General features: G+C 70.8%; 22 protein-coding genes. 8 read left to right on the top strand and 14 right to left on the bottom strand.

The genetic code is table 11. The features are described 5' to 3' along the window. Window positions 1-37: 37 nt before the first annotated feature. On the bottom strand, window positions 38-985 hold the full coding sequence (locus tag BJP65_RS10090) for an SDR family NAD(P)-dependent oxidoreductase (RefSeq protein WP_055832730.1): 948 nt from the start codon (window positions 983-985) through the stop codon (window positions 38-40). 192 nt (window positions 986-1,177) lie between these two features. Here BJP65_RS10090 and BJP65_RS10085 point away from each other — a divergent pair, with 192 nt between their 5' ends. The 3 genes from BJP65_RS10085 (at window position 1,178) to BJP65_RS16590 (ending at window position 2,447) form a co-directional block, all read left to right on the top strand. Then, a complete protein-coding gene (locus BJP65_RS10085) occupies window positions 1,178-1,348 on the top strand; it encodes a CsbD family protein (RefSeq protein WP_055832729.1) in 171 nt (56 codons plus the stop codon). Between the two features lie 92 nt (window positions 1,349-1,440). After that, a complete protein-coding gene (locus BJP65_RS10080) occupies window positions 1,441-2,271 on the top strand; it encodes an HAD-IIA family hydrolase (protein WP_055934863.1) in 831 nt (276 codons plus the stop codon). Window positions 2,272-2,297: 26 nt separating this feature from the next. Then, complete coding sequence (locus BJP65_RS16590; protein WP_156458661.1) at window positions 2,298-2,447, top strand: hypothetical protein; 150 nt, start codon at window positions 2,298-2,300, stop codon at window positions 2,445-2,447. A gap of 152 nt (window positions 2,448-2,599) precedes the next feature. On the opposite strand, the gene pyrE is transcribed toward BJP65_RS16590, so the two are convergent. Beyond that, a complete protein-coding gene (pyrE, locus tag BJP65_RS10075) occupies window positions 2,600-3,178 on the bottom strand; it encodes an orotate phosphoribosyltransferase (RefSeq protein WP_070409051.1) in 579 nt (192 codons plus the stop codon). Between the two features lie 117 nt (window positions 3,179-3,295). On the opposite strand from pyrE, the gene BJP65_RS10070 reads away from it, so the two are divergent. Next, complete coding sequence (locus tag BJP65_RS10070) at window positions 3,296-4,141, top strand: exodeoxyribonuclease III (protein WP_070409050.1); 846 nt, start codon at window positions 3,296-3,298, stop codon at window positions 4,139-4,141. 252 nt (window positions 4,142-4,393) lie between these two features. Then, the gene (locus BJP65_RS10065) at window positions 4,394-4,819 is read left to right on the top strand and encodes a YciI family protein (protein ID WP_070409049.1); all 426 of its coding nucleotides are present in this window, start codon (window positions 4,394-4,396) and stop codon (window positions 4,817-4,819) included. Window positions 4,820-4,989: 170 nt separating this feature from the next. Here the strand turns inward: BJP65_RS10065 and BJP65_RS10060 are convergent, their stop codons facing one another. The 12 genes from BJP65_RS10060 to BJP65_RS10010 form a co-directional block, all read right to left on the bottom strand. Then, window positions 4,990-5,562 (bottom strand): NADPH-dependent FMN reductase, encoded by a 573-nt coding sequence (locus BJP65_RS10060; protein ID WP_070409048.1) that lies wholly within the window; start codon window positions 5,560-5,562, stop codon window positions 4,990-4,992. Between the two features lie 151 nt (window positions 5,563-5,713). After that, complete coding sequence (locus tag BJP65_RS10055) at window positions 5,714-6,682, bottom strand: LLM class flavin-dependent oxidoreductase (protein ID WP_070409047.1); 969 nt, start codon at window positions 6,680-6,682, stop codon at window positions 5,714-5,716. Then, window positions 6,679-7,800 carry a hypothetical protein gene (locus BJP65_RS10050; RefSeq protein WP_070409046.1) on the bottom strand — a complete coding sequence of 374 codons (1,122 nt, stop codon included), beginning with the start codon at window positions 7,798-7,800 and terminating at the stop codon, window positions 6,679-6,681. Before BJP65_RS10050 ends, BJP65_RS10055 begins: the two co-directional genes overlap by 4 nt. After that, window positions 7,797-8,966, bottom strand: coding sequence for a pitrilysin family protein (locus BJP65_RS10045; RefSeq protein ID WP_070409045.1), 1,170 nt, complete (start codon window positions 8,964-8,966; stop codon window positions 7,797-7,799). Before BJP65_RS10045 ends, BJP65_RS10050 begins: the two co-directional genes overlap by 4 nt. Next, on the bottom strand, window positions 8,963-9,907 hold the full coding sequence (locus BJP65_RS16815; protein ID WP_070409044.1) for a T3SS effector HopA1 family protein: 945 nt from the start codon (window positions 9,905-9,907) through the stop codon (window positions 8,963-8,965). Before BJP65_RS16815 ends, BJP65_RS10045 begins: the two co-directional genes overlap by 4 nt. Beyond that, on the bottom strand, window positions 9,904-10,947 hold the full coding sequence (gene lxmK, locus BJP65_RS10035) for a class V lanthionine synthetase subunit LxmK (RefSeq protein WP_070409043.1): 1,044 nt from the start codon (window positions 10,945-10,947) through the stop codon (window positions 9,904-9,906). Before lxmK ends, BJP65_RS16815 begins: the two co-directional genes overlap by 4 nt. Next, window positions 10,944-12,422: a flavoprotein gene (locus BJP65_RS10030; RefSeq protein ID WP_070409042.1), complete on the bottom strand. Its 1,479-nt coding sequence runs from the start codon at window positions 12,420-12,422 to the stop codon at window positions 10,944-10,946. The genes lxmK and BJP65_RS10030 overlap by 4 nt, the downstream gene beginning before the upstream one ends. Further along, the gene (locus tag BJP65_RS10025) at window positions 12,419-13,471 is read right to left on the bottom strand and encodes a methyltransferase (protein WP_070409041.1); all 1,053 of its coding nucleotides are present in this window, start codon (window positions 13,469-13,471) and stop codon (window positions 12,419-12,421) included. Before BJP65_RS10025 ends, BJP65_RS10030 begins: the two co-directional genes overlap by 4 nt. Beyond that, a complete protein-coding gene (locus BJP65_RS10020) occupies window positions 13,468-13,647 on the bottom strand; it encodes a hypothetical protein (RefSeq protein WP_070409040.1) in 180 nt (59 codons plus the stop codon). The genes BJP65_RS10025 and BJP65_RS10020 overlap by 4 nt, the downstream gene beginning before the upstream one ends. 1 nt (window position 13,648) lies before the next feature. Continuing rightward, window positions 13,649-13,840 carry an LxmA leader domain family RiPP gene (locus BJP65_RS10015; RefSeq protein WP_070409039.1) on the bottom strand — a complete coding sequence of 64 codons (192 nt, stop codon included), beginning with the start codon at window positions 13,838-13,840 and terminating at the stop codon, window positions 13,649-13,651. 18 nt (window positions 13,841-13,858) lie between these two features. Further along, window positions 13,859-14,026, bottom strand: a complete 168-nt coding sequence (locus BJP65_RS16810) for a hypothetical protein (protein WP_181015916.1) — start codon at window positions 14,024-14,026, stop codon at window positions 13,859-13,861. Between the two features lie 131 nt (window positions 14,027-14,157). Next, window positions 14,158-15,351 (bottom strand): sensor histidine kinase, encoded by a 1,194-nt coding sequence (locus BJP65_RS10010; RefSeq protein ID WP_070409038.1) that lies wholly within the window; start codon window positions 15,349-15,351, stop codon window positions 14,158-14,160. Between the two features lie 207 nt (window positions 15,352-15,558). Here BJP65_RS10010 and BJP65_RS10005 point away from each other — a divergent pair, with 207 nt between their 5' ends. Genes BJP65_RS10005 through BJP65_RS09995 form a run of 3 tightly spaced genes read left to right on the top strand, consistent with a single transcriptional unit; the run spans window position 15,559 to window position 18,141 of the window. Further along, window positions 15,559-16,224: a response regulator transcription factor gene (locus BJP65_RS10005; protein WP_070409037.1), complete on the top strand. Its 666-nt coding sequence runs from the start codon at window positions 15,559-15,561 to the stop codon at window positions 16,222-16,224. Continuing rightward, window positions 16,221-17,474 carry a sensor histidine kinase gene (locus tag BJP65_RS10000; protein ID WP_258027457.1) on the top strand — a complete coding sequence of 418 codons (1,254 nt, stop codon included), beginning with the start codon at window positions 16,221-16,223 and terminating at the stop codon, window positions 17,472-17,474. Before BJP65_RS10005 ends, BJP65_RS10000 begins: the two co-directional genes overlap by 4 nt. Beyond that, the gene (locus BJP65_RS09995) at window positions 17,467-18,141 is read left to right on the top strand and encodes a response regulator transcription factor (RefSeq protein WP_070409036.1); all 675 of its coding nucleotides are present in this window, start codon (window positions 17,467-17,469) and stop codon (window positions 18,139-18,141) included. The genes BJP65_RS10000 and BJP65_RS09995 overlap by 8 nt, the downstream gene beginning before the upstream one ends. Window positions 18,142-18,237: the final 96 nt, after the last annotated feature.

Here is an 18,237-nt window from a genome sequence, read left to right as displayed (position 1 = left end):
CACTGTAGGGCCCGCCGGCGACATCGACGGGGGCGGATCACGACGCCGCGCGCCGCGCGCGGTCGAACGGCCAGCGCACGTGCGTCGCCGTCTCGCACGCGCGCCACAGCTCGGCGCCGAGTTCGCTCCCGCGGATGCGGCGCGCGGGCGTGGCCGGGCGCGGGGCGCCCCGCGCGACGAGTGCCGGCCCGTACATCGCCCCGCCCTCGGCGTGCGGGTCGACGAGCGCCCGCACCAGCGCCCAGGCGCCGTGCTCCTTGGACTGGGTGATGGGCGCCTGCAGGTTGTCGAGGAAGCGCTCGAGCCGCGTCGGCTCGTTCACGCCCCGGATGCCGCGGGTGCGCCCGCTCGTGGAGTAACCGGGGTGCGCGACGAGACTCTCGACGGGCACGTCGTGGGCCCGCAGCCGCCGGTCGGCCTCGAGCGCCAGGGCGGTCGTCGCCGCCTTCGACTGCACGTACGCGCGCCACGGGGTGTAGCCCTCGGTGAGCTCGGGGTCGGTGGGAACGTGCCTCCACAGCGAGGTCGACATGCTCCCCACCCAGACCATGCGGCCCCGGGCCGTGGCGAGGGGCTTGAGCAACTCGCCTGCCAGGGCGAAGTGCCCCAGCACGTTGGTGGCGAACACGAGCTCGTGCCCGCCGGCCATCTCACGGGTCTTGGGCGGATGCACCACGCCGGCGTTCAGCAGCAGACCGTCGAGCCGGCCGCGTGCGCGGGCGGTGGCGGCCGCCGCCCGCACCGACCCCATGTTGCTGGTGTCGAGCAGCAGCGTCTCGATGTCGGCATCCGGATCACCGCGCGTGACGGCGGCCTTCGCCGCGGCGAGGGCGTTGGGGTTGCGTCCGGTCAGCACCACGTGGGCTCCGGCGGCGGCGAGCTGCACGCACGAGAAGAAGCCGAGGCCGCGGGTGGCTCCCGTGACCAGGTAGGAGCGCCCCGTGAGGTCGGGGAGGTTCTCGGGGTCCCATTCGGTGCGCGCCACCCTTCGACCCTAACCAGATCGTGGGCCGCCGTCACGGGTGCATTCCGTACGAGGAATATCGGCACGCGGGAAAATTTTCCGAACATCGCGTGACGAATCGTCCCGTCGTCTCGTCTTATCCCCGAGCGCACCCGCTCCGTCGCGACGAACACCCGCCGCCGACGCCGTCACGACAGGTAAAGGAGTCAGGCCATGGGTCTCGACGACAAGATCAAGAACGCCGCTCAGGACATCGTGGGCAAGGCGAAGGAAGCCATCGGCAACGCGACCGACAACGACAAGCTGGCCGCCGAGGGCAAGGCCGACCAGGTGAAGGCGGATGCCAAGAAGGCCGGCGAGAACGTCAAGGACACCTTCAAGTAATCCGCCATCGCGGACGGGCGGGCATCGACTTCGGTCGTGCCCGCCCGCGCTCGTTCCGGCGGCGCGTCGGAGGCCGGGGCTAGGCTGGCCGCATGCGGACCCGAGGCGACATCGAGTGCTGGCTCACCGACATGGACGGCGTTCTCGTCCACGAGAACACCCCCATCGCGGGAGCGTCCGAGTTGCTCGCGCAGTGGCGCTCCGAGGGCACTCCGTTCCTCGTGCTGACCAACAACTCGATCTTCACCCCGCGTGACCTCAGCGCGCGGCTGCGGGCGTCCGGCCTGGTCGTGCCCGAGGCGTCGATCTGGACGTCGGCGCTCGCGACGGCCGACTTCCTCAAGTCGCAGATGCCCGGTGGATCCGCCTTCGTCATCGGCGAAGCGGGTCTGACGACGGCCCTGCACGAGGCCGGGTTCATCATGACCGAGACCGCTCCCGACTACGTGGTGGTCGGTGAGACGCGCAACTACTCGTTCGAGGCCATCACCAAGGCCATCCGTTTCATCCGCGGCGGAGCCCGCTTCATCGCGACGAACCCCGACGCCACGGGCCCGTCGACCGAGGGTGTGCTGCCCGCCACGGGCGCCATCGCCGCCCTCATCACCAAGGCGACCGGCAAAGAGCCCTACATCGTGGGCAAGCCCAACCCGATGATGTTCCGCTCGGCGCTCAACCGCATCGGCGCGCACAGCGAGAACACCGGCATGATCGGCGACCGCATGGACACCGACATCGTCGCCGGCATCGAGGCGGGCCTGCACACCGTGCTCGTGCTCACCGGCATCAGCGACCAGCGCGAGATCGAGCGCTACCCCTTCCGCCCCGACGAGATCCTCGGCTCGATCGCCGAACTCGTTCGCCAGGAGCCCCTCGAGACCGACCTCGCCGACGGCGAAGAGGGCCTCGAAGCGGGTCTCTGAGCCGCCCCCACCGAGAGGACGACCGCATGGACGACCGCACGCTCTGGCTGATCGTCGCCTTCTTCATCACCCTGGGAACGCTCGTCGCGTTCGTGGTGCAGTGGAGACGGTCGCGCCGCGGCGGCGGGGGCCGCGATCCGTTCGATGGGCCGGGGCCGGGAGACGACTCGCCCTGAGGGCGGGATCGAGGCGGCGCGCCGGGGCCCGGCGTCCGTGGGTCGGACCGCGTCAGGAGACAGGCGGCGCCACCGACTCACGCCGCGGCGGCGTGTTCGCGTCGTGGGCCCCGTTCTCGTGACGGGCGCGGACGGGCGGCGCGGCGATCCGACTACTGCGGCGCGAGCCCCAGGTCGTCGAGGTCGACCGAGGCGAGCCACTGCAGGCCCTCGGCCTCGATCGCGGCCTGTGCGCCGGTCTTGCGGTCGACGATCACGGCGACGGCCACGACCTCCGCGCCCTCGCGGCGCAGCGCCTCGACGGCCTTGAGCGCCGACTGCCCGGTGGTGGAGGTGTCTTCGACGACGACGACGCGCTTGCCGACGATGTCGGCCCCCTCGATCTGACGACCGCGACCGTGGTCCTTCGCCTCTTTGCGCACGACGAACGCGTCGAGCGGACGGCCGGCGTGCACCGACTCGTGCATGACGGCGTTGGCGATGGGGTCGGCGCCGAGCGTGAGCCCGCCGACGGCGACGACGCCGTCGAAGTCTTTGACGAGGTCGAGCACGAGACGCCCGATCGCGGGGGCGGCACGGTGGTCGAGGGTGAGCTTTCGCATGTCGACGTAGTACGTCGCCTTCTTGCCGCTCGAGAGGGTGAAGTCGCCGTGGAACACCGCCTCGTCGGAGATGAGGCGGATGAGCGCCTGACGGTCGGCTTCGAGCTCGGGAGTGGAGGCGGTGGTCACGGCGTCGAGTCTAGAGGGGTGGGCTGCGGCGCGCCCGGCGTCTCCGGCGCCGGGTGGGCACAGCGCCGGCCGCTCGCACGCTCATCGATGTCGGCGCACGAAAGTAGGCTGGATGCCATGCGCCTGGCCACCTGGAACGTCAACTCCATCCGCGCCCGCGTCACCCGCACCGTCGAGTTCTGCGTGCGCGAGCACATCGACGTGCTGGCGATGCAGGAGATCAAGTGCAAGACCGAGCAGTTCCCCTACGCCGCGTTCGAAGAGGCGGGGTATCACGTCGCCGCACACGGCCTGAACCAGTGGAACGGCGTCGCGATCGCCAGTCGCGAGCCCCTCGAGGACGTCGAGATCGGATTCCCCGGCATGCCCGGTTTCGAGAAGGGCAAAGAGGGCCCCGATCTTCCCCAGGAAGCCCGGGCCATCGGTGCGACCGTGGGCGGCGTGCGCGTCTGGAGCCTGTACGTGCCCAACGGGCGCGGGCTCGACGACCCGCACTTCACGTACAAGCTCGACTGGCTCGACAAGCTCCGGCAGTACACCGCCGACACCCTCGCGGGCGACCCCGACCTGCCCCTCGCGCTGACGGGCGACTTCAACATCGCGCCCACCGATGCCGACAACGGCGACCCGACGATCGTGCAGGGCGCGAGCACGCACGTCTCTCCCGCCGAGCGGGCGGCGTTCGCCGCCTTCGAGACGGCCGGACTCACCGACGTCGTGCGGCCCCTCCTTCCCACCGGTTACACCTACTGGGACTACAAGCAGCTGCGCTTCCCCCGCAACGAGGGGCTCCGCATCGACTTCATCCTCGGCTCGCGGGCCTTCGCCGACGCCGTGCAGGGCGCCGAGATCCACCGCAACGAACGCAAGGGCGAGGTTCCGAGCGATCACGTTCCCGTGGTGGCCGACCTCGACCTCTCGGGCGCCGACGATGACGACGACCTGCCGATGATCTTCGGCTGAGCGCCGGCTCAGCGGGCACCCGACCGCTCGGGCGGCGGCGCGGCATCGAACGCGCGCACCGGAATCTTCTCCGTGCCGCCGCGGGCTCTGATTTCGGGGCGCTCCCGCGATTCCGCGCCGCACCACGTCCGCGGCATCCGGAAATTCTCTCGGCCCCCGACGATTCCGCCCGGCGCCGTTCGACGCGATAGTAGGGGAAGGCATTCGCTCCCCTCAGTTCGCTCGCGAGAGCACCCACGAGAAGAGTCCACGATGAAGTTCATGCTGATCATGCGCGGCACCGACGAGGCGTACGCGGCGTACAAAGAGATCCCCTTCGAGCAGGTCATCAACGCGATGGGCGCGTACAACGAGTCCATGATCACCGCGGGCGTGCTCGTCGCCGGCGACGGTCTGGCCGAGGACATGAGCGCCAACTTCGTCGTCGAGTTCGGCGGGGAGGAGCCGGTCGTCACCGACGGCCCGTACGGCGAGACGCACGAGCTGTTCAACGGCTTCTGGATCATCGAGGTGTCGACGCGCGACGAGGCCGTCGAGTGGGCCCGGCGCGCGCCGCTCATCGCCGGTAACAAGCTCGAGGTGCGTCGCGTGACCGACGAGACCGACTTCGCGGCGTTCGCCGACAACGAGTACATCCAGAAAGAGGAGGGCTGGCGCGAGGAGCAGTCCTCGCGCTGACCCCGCGGTGAACGCCGACGTCTCGCGTCGCGTCGTTCGGGGCGCCTTCGGTGCATCGGGGCGTGCATCGTCCGCCCCAGTGCACAGAACGCGCCCCACACCCCTGACCGCCCCGCGTCGAACGACGGCGGGGCCGGGGCGAACCCCGACCCCGCCGTGATGCCCGATCGTCAGGCCGCGGGGACCTCGGCGGGCGCGGTGCGCTCGATGAGCGTCACGAGCGCCTCGATGATCGACCGGAGGAACGCGGCCGTGCCCTCGTCGGTCACGGTGCCGTCGTCCTCGAAGAGGCCGGGGGTCGACTGGATGTAGCCCTCGGGCTGCCCCAGGACGAGGGCGTTGTAGTGCAGGAGCACGGAGCGCAGGTGCTGCTGGCCCGCGGCGGTCGCGACGCCGCCCTGCGAGGTGCCGATGACGGCGGTCGGCTTGTCGTTGAACGACGCCTCGCCGTAGGGGCGGGCCGACCAGTCGAGGGCGTTCTTGAGCACGCCGGGGATGGAGCGGCTGTACTCGGGGGTGACGATGAACATGCCGTCTGCGTCTTCGATGGCCTTCTTGAACTCCGTCGCCACCTCGGGGAAGTTGCCGTCGTAGTCGGGCGAGTAGAAGGGAAGGTCCTTGATCGGGATCTCCTTCAGGGTCACGCCCTCGGGGGCGACCTTCTCGAGCGCCTTCGCGAGACGGCGGTTGATCGAGGTGCTGGAGATGCTTCCGACGATGTAGCCGATCGTGTACTCGGTCACGGTGATCCTCCTGTGGGGTGTCGTCGACGGTGCAACGGCCGCCGGGTACGTGCACGGTCAAGGATTCCGACCCGACCTGTGTTTCCGCCCCACTTGACGACGCACCCGCGAGGATGCTGCGCCCGCCGGCGCCGCGCTGCGACCCGAGGGGTCAGACGGGGACCGCGGCGGTGCGCGCAGCGACCGCCGCGAAGATCTCGCGCATGTCGTCGATCGCGGCGGAGGCGCCACGAGTGAGAAAGACACCCCCGACGTTGACCGCGACCTCATCCACCCCGTCCCGCGCGTAGGCGGCGATCTCCTCGGCGATCTCGTCGGCCGTGCCCACCACGAAGACGTTCTCAGCGAGGAGCGTTCGGGCGTTCGCCGCGACGTCGTCGGCCTCGATCGGCAGGCCCGCACGCCGCAGCATGCGCTGGTAGTGCGGCCCGCTGAGGTGGGCGCCCACGATCGCCGAGACGGTGCGCACCGGGTCGAGGCCTGGACGCCGGACGGCGCAGTGCACGACGGCGGTGACCGTCGGACGGGATCGCCCGCTCGTTGAGGCCATCGCGGGGATGAGCGTGTCCGCGATGTAGGGCCGAGGCGCCAGCCAGGTGATCGCGGTGTCGGCGACGGCCCCGGCCGCCTCGGCCATGCGCGGGCCGAGGACGCCCAGACCCAGGCGCACCGGCGGGCTGGGAAGGCGCGGCATCACATCGGCCACCGGATCCCCTGTCGGGCCACCGCCGGCACCCGCGTGCAGCGCGGTGCGCACCGAGGTCAGATACTCCCGCGCATCGGACACCGGCGTCACCGTGTTCATCCCGAGTGCACGACGGAACGCCAGGGACCCACTGCCGAGACCGAGCACGTACTCGTGCCCCGAGACGATGGCGGTCGACCGGGCGTCGACAGCAGCCTTGAGCGGATGCCGCAGACCCATCAGCTGCACGCCGCTGGCGAACGGCATCCCGTAGCCCAAGCCGCTCAGGTAAGAGGCGATGTCGTGCGTCTCGATCCCGAGGGTCTGCCCGGTCCACAGTCGCCGTGCGTCGGCGGCGAAAGCCTCGCGCGCGAAGATGCGAAGGACCGCCGGGTCCGCGGGCTGGGTGGGAAGAAAGATCGACGGCCGGGTCATTCGGCACCTCCGGGGGTCTGGCGGACGAGAGCGCGGACGGCGTCCTGCGCCCGCTCGGTCGCACCGTGCAGGACGACGACCCGCCGCGCGGGGCTCAGCGCCGCGGACGTTCGGATGACGTCGTCGTCACGGGTGGCCGCGATGAGGTCCCCGGCACGATCGAAGTCCTCCACGGGGAGTCCCTGTGCGACGAAGGACGTGATGCCCTCCGCGAGCGCAACGAGCGAGGCGCGCGAGGCCTCGTATGCGGCTGCCGCGTGGGCGCGGGCGCCGTCGAGGACGCCCGGTCGACGCAGCAGAGCTGCGAGATCGTCGAGCACACGGGCGAGGCACGAGTACACCGGGGCCAGCAGTGCGGAGTCGCGCACGCCGACGCTCAGCCGCAGCACGTCGACGCCGGCCACGACGTCCAGCGTCGACGAGACGTCGTACCCGCCGTGCAGGGCAGCGTCGACGGCCGTGGTCACGAGGCCCGAGTGGTGCCCCGCCAGGGCCGTCGACAGGAGCGACCGGGAGAAGGTGTCGCGCGCATCGGTCCAGGGGTCGAGAACGGCGACCACCTCGAGCGCGATCCGCCCCGTCGGCGGCAGAGCCAGAAAGATCGGCCCGTCGACCGGGACGGGCGCACGATGGCGTGCCGCATCGATACCGCCCACGGTGAGCGGACGAATGTCGTCGGCTCCCGGCAGCGCTGCCTGCGGCGCGACGAGCACGACCGAGCGCGGTGCGGCGCCGAGACCTGCGGAGGGGAGCATGGCACCGTCACCGCCGCCGATCACCTGGGCGAGCGCTGTCTCGGTCACATCCGGTGACGACGGCGCCGGGGGGATCTGCTCGTCGCTTCGCGCGATCGCCCGGGCCAGCGATTCGGCGACCTCGCGCGCGGCGTGCGCCGGCGCAATTGCCGAGGTCACAACTCCGGCGCCCCGGGCACTGGCGGTGGCGACATACCCTTTGTCGCGCAGGGCACCGATCTCGTCGCTTCGGTGAAGCGCGCGGGCCAGGTCGGTGGTCGCCCCCACGCCCGACGCGTGAGCCACCACGTGGACGGCGCAGAGATCGAGGTCGGAGGGTGACACGGCGAGGACCTGCAGTCCCTCGCAGCTCCGGCCGATCACGGCAGCACCTCGTTCAGCTCCCGGGCCGCGGAACGGATGCGTTCGCGGGGGCACCGCGCCAGCGCCTCGGCCAGTCGGTCGAAGAGGTCGGGCCGGTCGTACAATTTTGCGGTGCGCGCGCGTGTGCGAACGCGCGTCACCGGCGCATCGAGGCCGAGGGCGAAATCGATGCCCGCACGTGTGCGCGCGGCGTCGGTCGCGGCCCCGTCGCCCGCGCCGGCGATCGAGTCAAGGGCACCTCTCAACTGGTAAAGGGCGCTGCGAGGATCGGGCTGCACCGCCACGGCGAGCGCGAGATCGGGTGAGCCGGTCGACAAGGGTCCGTGGCGGCCGACCGCCGAGGACACACCGAGGGGTGCGAGCATCGCCCGCACGATCAGGTGGGCCGCGTAGCCGTCGGGGTCGGCCACGGCGCAGACGCGGGCGGCGACCGAGGCGGCGACACCGGGGCCGAACGGCGCCGTGACGACCGTCGGGACACTCTGCTCGACACGGACGGCGGATGCCGCGGCATCCGCGCCCGGGATTCCCTCGAAGGCATCGCGCGCCAGCGCCAGCGCCTCGTCGGGAGACGGTGCCTCGATGGCGACGACGATGTTGTCGGCGCGGTAGTGCTCGCGGTGGAACAGCACGATGTCCTCGAGGTCGAGGGAGGACAGTCCCGCGGCATCCCCGTATCCGTCGTGCCAGACGTCGCCGGGCGCACCGTGTCGCCGGAGGTGCTGCACCCACAGATCGTCGGCGGCTCGTGCGCCGGCGCGCGCCGCGCGTTCCTCCTCGATCGCGTTGCGTTCGAGGTCGAGCATCTCGACGCGCACCGACAGCGTCTTCAGCCGCCTCGCTTCGGCGGCCAGGACGCCAGCGAGGTTGTCGGGACGGGCGGTGAGGAAGAATTCGGTGGTGTCGGGGTACGTCGAGGCGCCGAACAGGGCGCCGGCCGCCGTCAGCGTCGTCGAGTGCGCGCGGGAGTCCTCAGAGAGGTCAGACCGGTAGGTGCAGTGCTCGACCAGGTGCGCGAGGCCGGCCGTGTCTGCCGTGTCTGCACGCGATCCGCTGCCCACGACGACCGCGACGGCGATCTGCGGCGCGCGCGACGCGCTCACCACGATCCGCAGGCCGGCGTCCGTACGCACATCGCGTTCCGCGACCGCGAGCGACGTCGTCATCCGAACACCCCCAGGGGCGAGAACGCAGGCGTAGAAAGGTTGCGGGAGGGATGCCGCGGGTCGACGCCCGCATCGATCAGGCTCTTCTCGACCGCGGCGAGGGAAGTACGACGGTCCGCGCCGGCCGTGGACACGAGCGCTTCGGCGACGGCGCGGCTGCGATGCTGCCCGAAGCTCAACCCCTCGTAGCCGGTGCGGGAGTCGTCGGGCTCGAAGGCGAGGGTGACCCCCGGCGCGAGTTGCTCCGCGTACCGTGAGATCGGGCCGGTGGCGGCCGCGACAGCCGACAGGCGAGGTGCCAACTCCGCTGCGGCGCGCCATGACGAGCGCGGGAGGTAGACCACCAGTGCGTCCGCGCGGGGGTAGCTCGCCGGGTGCGAGAGTATCTTGGCCTGCCACGGCGTGCGCAGCTGCCGTAGCGTCGAGGTCGCCGTCTCCCAGACGGCGGGCGCCCGGCCGGCATCCTCGACCCGGGTGTACAGGCGCAGCACCGGACGCGAGAACGCGTCGTTCCACGGCGATGAGCGCACCAGGAAGAACCCGGGGGTCAGGGCGGGGCGCGCACCGATGGTGTCGAGGGTGTGACGCCCGAGCCGAGGCGACACACGGGCCAGCTGCGGGTCGTCGAGCCGCACGCGGACGCCCTCGATCAGCACCACGCCCGCCCCTTCGACGGTGACGTCGTACGACGTGCGGATATCGCGCACGGACTCGGCCAGACGCCGCTCGAAGTCGGTGTCGCGGATGTGCGCGAACCCCTCTAGGGCGTCCGTCGGCCCCTCTCGGCGTGCGTGGACCTCGTCGTAGAGCGCCATCGCAACCGAGATGGCGAGGTCTCGTGGCGAGGCCGCGAGCAGCTCGACGCCGCCGACGACGGCGCGACGACCGTCGGGTGCGATCTCCACCTCGTCGTGCAATTGGGTGAACAGCGGCGCGATCACGCGGCGACCTCTTCTCGCACCGTGCGGACGAGTTCGACGAACTCCTCGGGGGCGATCAGCAGACTGCGCCCGATCCCCGCCGCTGCCTTCGCCGCGCCGTCCAGCCGGAACGCCGACTCCGCCGTGGCGAACAGCCGGTCGAACATATGCCACCCCGCGAAGCGCAGCGACCGCCCCTCGAGTTCTGTCGTGAGCGGCCCGCGCCGAGACGCGTAGCCCTCGACGAAAGCGTGGATGACGGGCGCGACCTCGTCGAGGGCCGCCGACCCGGCCGCCATGATCTCGGTGTGCCCCGCGCTCGTTCCCGGGGCGAGTTCGGCCGCACGCCGGGGGATGGTGAGCAGAGCCAGATAGAGCAGGTCGCCGATCAGCGAGCCGAGGTCGCGGGCCGGATCCCCCGCCCGGGCGTCCTCGAAGTCGCCGAGGAGCAGCTCCCCGTCCGCCAGCAGGATCTGGTCGAGACGAAGATCGGCGTGGATGTAGGCGGGCTCGTACGCACCCGCGCTCTCGGTCGTGATGATGGCGAGGACAGCGGCAGCCAGCTCGGGGTCGGCCTGCAGGAGTCGCACGAGTTCGAGCTCGCCCGCCGTCATTCCCAGGAAGACGTCGAGGGGGATCTCCCCGAAGTAGCGCATCGACGGCAGCAGGTGGGGAGCCGTGCCGACCGCGGTCACGTCCGTGCCGTGCAGAGCCGCGACCTGTTCGCCCACCGCGCGGGCGAGTTCGACCGTCAGCTCCTCGCGCTGGGCGACGGCGCCGAGCGACGTGGCATCCGCAATGAAGTCGTAAACGAGGATCTGGTGCTGCTCGTCGTGGCCGAGCAGGGCCGGACGCGCGGGGGCGGGACCCGCTCGACGCTCGAAGTCCAGGGCGCGGGCGAAGCGCACCGAGTTCGCTCCATACACGCGTTTGACGAAGATGCGGCGCCCGCTGCGGGTGGTCGCCGACACGTTCGCGTTGCGCCCCGCGTAGCGCTGGGTCTCGCCCTCGACCGGGCCGAGGCCGAGGCGGACGACGACATCGTCGATCAGTTCTCTCATGCGGTGACCTCCGAGTCGGTGAGATAGCGGAGCATTCCGCCGTAGCGGCGGAACTCCGGGGCCGACCACCCCACATACGCGGTGTAGTCGTGCAGGTGCAACAGAATTCGTGCCGCGGCCAGCAGCTGCAGCGAGACGACCGGCTCTCGGCCGTAGCCTTCGAGGAAGGCGTCGATGACGCGTCCCCACGCCCGCGCGTCATCCTGGCGGGTGAAGGAGAACTCGAGCAGCTCGCCGAGCACCCACATCAGGTCGGACTCCCGCGAACCCACGTGCACGTCCTCGCCCGTGAGGAGCAGGGCCCCTCCCTCGGCGTCGGGAACCGCCGAACCGAGACCGGGAGCGCCATGACAGACCACCGGGGCGAGCTCGGCCTGGCGCTCGAGTGAAGCGAGCACGTCGACGGCCGTCGTCGCGACCACCTCGTTGCGGACGAGCAGCTCCTGGCGGGCGCTCAGCATGAGGGGCGGCTGTTCCACTGCCTGCAGCCAGTGCCCGAGGCGGGTCAGACCGCGACTCGGGGCGATGACCGCGGTCTCAGGGAGCGCCACTTCGTGCACGGCCGCCAGCGTCGACCCGACCTGCTCGATGAGGCGGAGGAGGTCGACGCCCGGTCCGGCCTCGAGCAGGAGAGATGCCACGCTCCGCTGGCCGGCGACCCGGTAGCGCCGTTCGGAGAGGTCGCCGACCGGTTGCCCCACGACGACTCCGGGGAGACGCGCGGCCGCCACCGCACCGAGCGCCGGATCATCGGATGCAGTGAACGGGCGCGGGGCCTCCGCACCGGGGCGGCGGGTCCACGTCCACCCCTCGGCCGCGGGGACGATCGAGGTGCGCAACAGGCGCGTGCCGTAATCGGCGGGATTGTTCGTCGCCGCCGCGCGCAGGCGGTCGATACGCGCGAAGGCCTCGGGCATCGGCGCGGGAACCCACGCCGTCAGCTCCGTGCGGTGTCTGCTCGTGCCGGGCACGGGCGGCAGCAGTGCGACACCCGGCCGTTCGTCCACCTGCGCCCACGAGCGCCGGAACCCGCCCGACTCCAGTCCCCCGGGCGCGACGCTGGGAGCGATGACGATGGGCGCCCGCGTCAGCTGCAGCGCCAGCAGCGACGGCCGGTCCGCGGCGTCGGCGGCGAGGGCGGCGAGGTAGTTCTGCGAGGCGGGGTAGACGAGCATCGCGTCCGCCCATTCCGCGAGCTCGACATGCAGAGGGCGATCGTCTGCGGCCTCCCAGGTATCGACGGTCACGTCGTCGACGAGGGCGCTGCGCAGACTCGCCGGGGTCACGAAGCGCGTGGCCTGGGCCGACACGAGGACCCGCACCCGCGTCTCCGGGCGCTCCGCTCCCATCCAGTTCAGCCAGTACGGTACATACGCCGCGCTCGACGCGCCCGTCACCACGAGCACGACGCGCAGCGGCGCCGGTGAGGCCGCACCGCTCTCGGCGTCGCGTGTGGTCGCGGGCGCGGCGATCACGGCGTCAGTTCCAGGACCGAACGGCGGGGCGTGGCCGCTCGCACCACCGCGTTCGAGAAGCCCGCCCGCGCAGCGAGGTCGATGAGCTCGTCGGCTTCGCGCACGGGGCGGGAGACGACCGTGCGGTGGTAGAGCCGCTCGCGCGCCGACGTCGCGCGCAGGGCGATCTCAGCCAGCACGACGCGTCCGTCCGATGCAGAGGCCGCCTCGCGGGCATGGGAGAGGATCGTCAACGCGTCGGCTTCGTGCCAGTCCGCAAGGATGCCGGAGAGCACGAACACGTCGGCACGCAGATCGATCTGCTCCAGGAACGATCCGGTGTGCACGTCGATGCGCGACGCGAGCAGGGTCGACGAGGTGTGCGCGCGGGCCACGGCCGCCATGTGCCCGTACTCGAGCACCGTTCCGCGCGCGTTCGGCAGCGCGGCGAGGAGCTTGACGAGCAGGTCGCCTCGACCGCCGCCGAGATCGACGACGGAGCGGACGCCCGTCCAATCGATGGCGTCTCGGACCAGGTCGCTGTCGTAGTCGTCGACGCCGGCCGCGCTCATCTCGCGCGCGATGGTCTCAGCGTTCGGGTCGGTGGCGCTGAGCGCCGTCCAGAAGTCCGTGCCGAAGACGCCGCGAGTGGCGATCTCGCCCGTGGCGAGGGTGTGGTCCATGCCGATCATGGAACGGGCGGTCTGCCCGAACATCCCGCGCATCGTCAGCGCCGACTCGGCCGTCGCCAGGGCCTCTCCCACGGCGGTGAGCGTCACCGCGTCGCCGTGGCGCGTCACGATGCCCACCTCGTCGTAGAAGTCGATCAGGATGCCGAGGAACTCGGCATCCAGTCCTCGGTTCGCCGCGATGTCCGCGGACGTCGAGCCGGCGGCGATGGCCGAGAACACCCCGTGTGTGGCACCGGCGCGGACGGCGCTGGGCGTGAAGAGATCGGTGAGGCGCAGAAGCGTCTGCATCATCTCGAGGTCGGCGGCCGACGGGGCGACCGGGGGCGGGGCGGCACCCGTGACGTCGTCGACCGACGACATCACGGGTGCGCCCGTCACCGTCCCCTCCGCGGAGCGACCGCGATGGTCCCGACCCCTGCAATGGCGAACACGGCAAACACCGCCGAGAGCAACGGCTGTCCGAGGACGAAGAGCACGATGGCACCCACGAGACCGATCAGCGAGGCGAGGATGCCCGAGACCCGCGCGAGCGCGGTGAAGGAGGAGGTGCTCATCTCAGCACCCCGTGTCGACCGTCCACGCCACGGTGAAGCCCGAAGCGAAGGAGGTGGCGCCGATCGTGACCGCCGAGCCGACGATGGACACGGTCGGCGAGACCGCGGGGGCGGTGGCGGTCGAGTTCATGAGCTCGTCCGCCGCGGTGAAGGTCGAGTAGCCCGCGATGAGGCGCTCGTTCAGCATGGTCATGATGTTCTCCGTTCCGGCTCAGCAGCCGAAGTTGTAGGTGGTCACGCCGCCGACGAAGGACGCGAAGCTGAGGGTCGAGATGGGCGTCGCGGGGGTCGGCGAGACCTCGGGCGCCGATGCCGTCGAGGTCATGACCTCGTCAGCCGACACGTAGCGGGCGTAGCCCTCGATGATCTTGTGGTTCACGGTGCAGCCTTCCGGTTCGTGGTCGGGGCGGACGCCTCGGCTCGTGGGTTTGACCCTAGGAAGGGCGGGCGTGCCCGCGGATCATGCGATCGGATAGCGCCGATGCGACGTTCGTCTATACGTCAGTGTGCTCAGCGCGAGGGAACCGTGACCGAAACGATCCAGCGGCCGTCTCGAGGACCGACCTCGAAGGTGCCTCCGGAGAGCAGGGCGCGCTCGCGCATGCGGGCAAGGCCGTAGCCCCCGCGCGGCAGTTGCATCGGCGAAACGGTCGCGTCGAGGTCGTTCTCGATCGTCAGGCGCACGTCGTCGCTCGATCGGTGCACCTCGATGTCGATGTCACCCGCGCCACCGTGTTTGACGATGTTGGTCGTCGCCTCGCGCACGATGTGCGCCAGACCCGCATCGATCGTGCGAGAAAGCGGCTCCCTGTCGGTGGCCAGGTCGCCGACGTTCACCCGGCCTCCCAGGCCCGCCAGCTCGCGCCGCGCGTCGGTCAGCGCGTCCGTAAGCGTATGGCGGCGATCGACGACGTCGTCGGCGCCGGGGCCGGGTGTGAATCGGTGAGCCTGGGTCGCATCCAGCACCCGCCGGATGTCGGCCAGGGCCTGGACGGCCGCGTCCTCGATCGCCCGGCGCGCCATCGCGCTCGTCTGCGGATCACCGGTGCGGTCGAGGACTCGCGCGTGCATGACGATGATCGTCAGCTCGTGCGCGATGAAGTCGTGGAGTTCGTCGGCGATGCGCAGCCGCTCCTCCTGGACCGCCGCGCGGGCGGCGACCGCCTCGGCGCTGAGGCGGGCGACGAGCGCTTTCTGCTTCCGCCGGGCGGAGCGGAACAGTGCACCGCCCAGGAACGAGGCGGCGGCGACCACCAGCAGCACGATCACGAAGGCGAGCGGGCGCACATCCACCCGCGCAGACTCGCCGATGACGATGGCCACGAGGAACACGGCGCCGTATGCCACCGCGAGCGGTACCGAGCAAGAGACCACGACCAGCCCGGCGGCGATCGCCATCCCCAGCAGCCAGACATCGGTGGCACCGAGTGGGATCACCACGATCGCTCCGCCGACGAGGAGGACGACGGCGAGCAGGGGGCGCCAGGCAAAACCGGCGATGATGACCGCGACGATCACGGGGGGAATGCCGTTGGGCAACTCCCCCGCGATCGTCGCACGGATCAGGTCGACGGCCACGGTGGCCCCGACGAGGATCAGCAGCACCACGCGCGTCGCCCGCGAGAGCGGGAAGACCTCCCAGAACCGTGCCCATCGCCCCCTCCAGAGGGTGAGGACACTCGAGGGCGACGTGTTCAGGGACACAGATCGATTATGCCCGTGACCGGAGAACCGTCGCGAGAACCTTCAGACGCACAGACCGAGCCACTGACAGATCGTGTACATCGGAGCACCTCCCCACGAGCATTGCCGATGTCGTCCTCTGATCCTCCGGGGCACCGCGAGGCGTGTCATCCCCCAAAGGTCGGAGATCCACGGACCTTCGTCTCACCCTCCCCGTACACTGTGGCCATGTCATCGCCGATCCGCGTTCTCATCGCCGACGACGAGGCACTGATGCGCAATGCCCTCAAGCTCTTCGTCGATTCGGCCCCCGACATGACGGTCGTCGCCGAGGCCGCCGACGGCGAAGAAGCGGTGAACGCCAGCGTGCGCCATCGTCCGGACGTCGTGCTCATGGACATGCAGATGCCCGGCATGGACGGCGTGGCCGCGACCCGCGCCCTGCTCGAACGCCTTCCCGGAACACACGTGCTCGCGATCACGACCTTCTCGTCGCAGAAGTTCCTCGTGCCCGCCCTGCGCGCCGGAGCTTCGGCGTATCTCGTGAAAGACACCGAGCCCGATGCCCTCGTCGCCGCCATCCGCGACGTGTTCGACGGCTCGTGCGTCATCTCGCCGAGCGTCACGCGCGATCTCGTCGAGTCGGTTCGCCGTACCGTACCGACGCCGGTGGAGGCCGAGCCGACGGGGGCCGAGAACCTCTCGGAGCGAGAGCATGACGTCGTCCGCCTGCTCGGCCGCGGCCTGTCCAACGCCGAGATCGCCGGTGAGCTCTTTCTCTCTGAGGCCACGGTGAAGTCCCACTTGGGACGGGTGATGGTCAAGTGGGGTGTTCGTGACCGCGTGCAGGTGCTCATCCATGCCGCCCGAACGAATGTGATCGACCTGTCGTGACGCCCGCTCCTCGGTACGGACTGCCGATCACCCGCCGGGATCAACGCATCGACCTCGCCATCGCGGGACTGATCCTGATCGGTACGCTGGTCAGCACTTGGCTCACCGCGGCGAGCAGCGCCGTCGATCCGAGGCCCACCCTCCCCCTGGCGACGGCGTACGCCGTGGTGCTCGCTACGGCCCTGTCCGTTCGACGACGGTGGCCGGCCACCGTCGCGGTCATCGTGGCGGCGGCGTACTTCTCCGCTATCTCGGCGGGCCTGCCCGAGGTCTGGGTGGGCAACATCGCCGTGTTCACGGCCTTCTACACCGTCGGGGCCTATTCCCCCGACCGGCGGCGGGCGCACGCGGCGCGCATCGTGATCATCGTCGGCATGGCCGTCTGGTTCTTCGTCGCATTGGTGCTCGGCAGCATCGCCGGCGGGGTCACCGCGACGGGAATCGCCGCGACGGCGCTGACTGTTCTGATGCTGTTGGTGAACGTGCTCTTCTTCGCTGGCGGCTACTACTTCGGCGAGCGCACCCACGCCCAGCTGCGCCAACGCCGTGCTCTCGAGGAGCGCACCGCCGAGCTGGAGCGCGAGCGCGAGCACAGCGCGGCGCAGGCCGTAGCGCTGGAGCGCGTGCGGATTGCGCGCGAGTTGCACGACGTGGTCGCCCACCATGTCTCGCTCATGGGGGTGCAGGCCGGAGTCGCTCGCTCGGTCATGGGACGCGACGCCGAGAAAGCCCGCGACGTGTTGACCGGCGTCGAGGAATCGGCACGCACGTCGTTGAGAGAGCTGCGCCAACTGCTCGAGACGCTGCGCACCCCCGGGCTCGAGGGCGAGTCGACCGACACCGCCCCCACCACGCACGGGCTGTCGTCGATCGCCGCACTCGTCGAAGAAGCCTCGTCCGCGGGCCTGCCGACGACGTTCACGATGGTCGGCGCGGCCGTCGCCGACCCGCCGCCGCTGATGCAGGTCAACCTGTACCGCATCGCCCAAGAAGCGCTCACCAATGCCCGTCGGCACGCCGGGCCGGGGGCCACCGCCGACGTCCGTCTGCGATTCGATCCGGGTGCCGTCGAGCTGGAGGTCGCGAACACGGGCCGACGCGGCTCAACCGCCACCGGCCTCGGCCAGCTCGGGATGCGCGAGCGCGCGGCCGCGTCGGGCGGCACGATCGAGATCGGACCGCGCGCCCGCGGCGGGTACCTCGTGCGCGTGCGCGTGCCGATGACCCCCACCGAGGTGTCCCATGCCTGAACTGCGCGTGCTGCTGGTCGACGACCACGCGATGATGCGGGCCGGTTTCCGCACGATCCTCTCGCTCGAGGACGACATCGATGTGGTCGGCGAGGCGTCCACCGGCACCGAAGCGATCGAGGCCGCCCGGGCCCTGCATCCCGATGTCATCTGTATGGACGTGCAGATGCCCGACATGGACGGTCTCGAGGCCACCCGGCGGTTGGTGGCGGATCCTGAGGTCGCATCGGCGGTGCTCATCGTCACCACCTTCGACCGTGACGACTACCTCTTCGCGGCGCTGGCGGCGGGAGCCAGCGGGTTTCTGCTCAAGAACGCCGGCCCTGAAGAACTGGTCGCCGCCGTGCGCGTGATCGGCGCCGGTGACGCGCTGCTCGCCCCCGAGGTGACGCGCCGGGTGATCGAGCGCTTCAGCGAGGGCAGCGGCGAGGTCGCGGCATCCCCGGTCCCGACGACCCGCCCACTCGTCTTGGCTGAGTCCCTCACCGACCGAGAGACCGAGGTGCTGCGTCTCGTCGCCGAGGCGTTGAGCAACGCCGAGATCGCGGCGCAGCTGTTCATCGGCGAGGCGACCGTGAAAACCCATGTGTCGAACGTGCTGCAGAAGCTCGGTGCGCGCGACCGGGTGCAGGCCGTGGTGCTCGCCCACCGTCACGGGCTGACCTGACGACGGCCTCCCCCTACGGGGGAGGGTCGCAACCCACCCTTGGGCGGAGGCCCCGTCCGTGCGCGCTCCCTAGCGTTGGGGGTATCGATGAAGAAG

This window comes from Microbacterium sp. BH-3-3-3, assembly GCF_001792815.1.
In the GTDB taxonomy this organism is placed as follows: domain Bacteria; phylum Actinomycetota; class Actinomycetes; order Actinomycetales; family Microbacteriaceae; genus Microbacterium.
The sequence above is the reverse complement of the archived record's forward strand: the minus strand, read 5'-3'. Positions and strand labels throughout refer to the sequence as shown.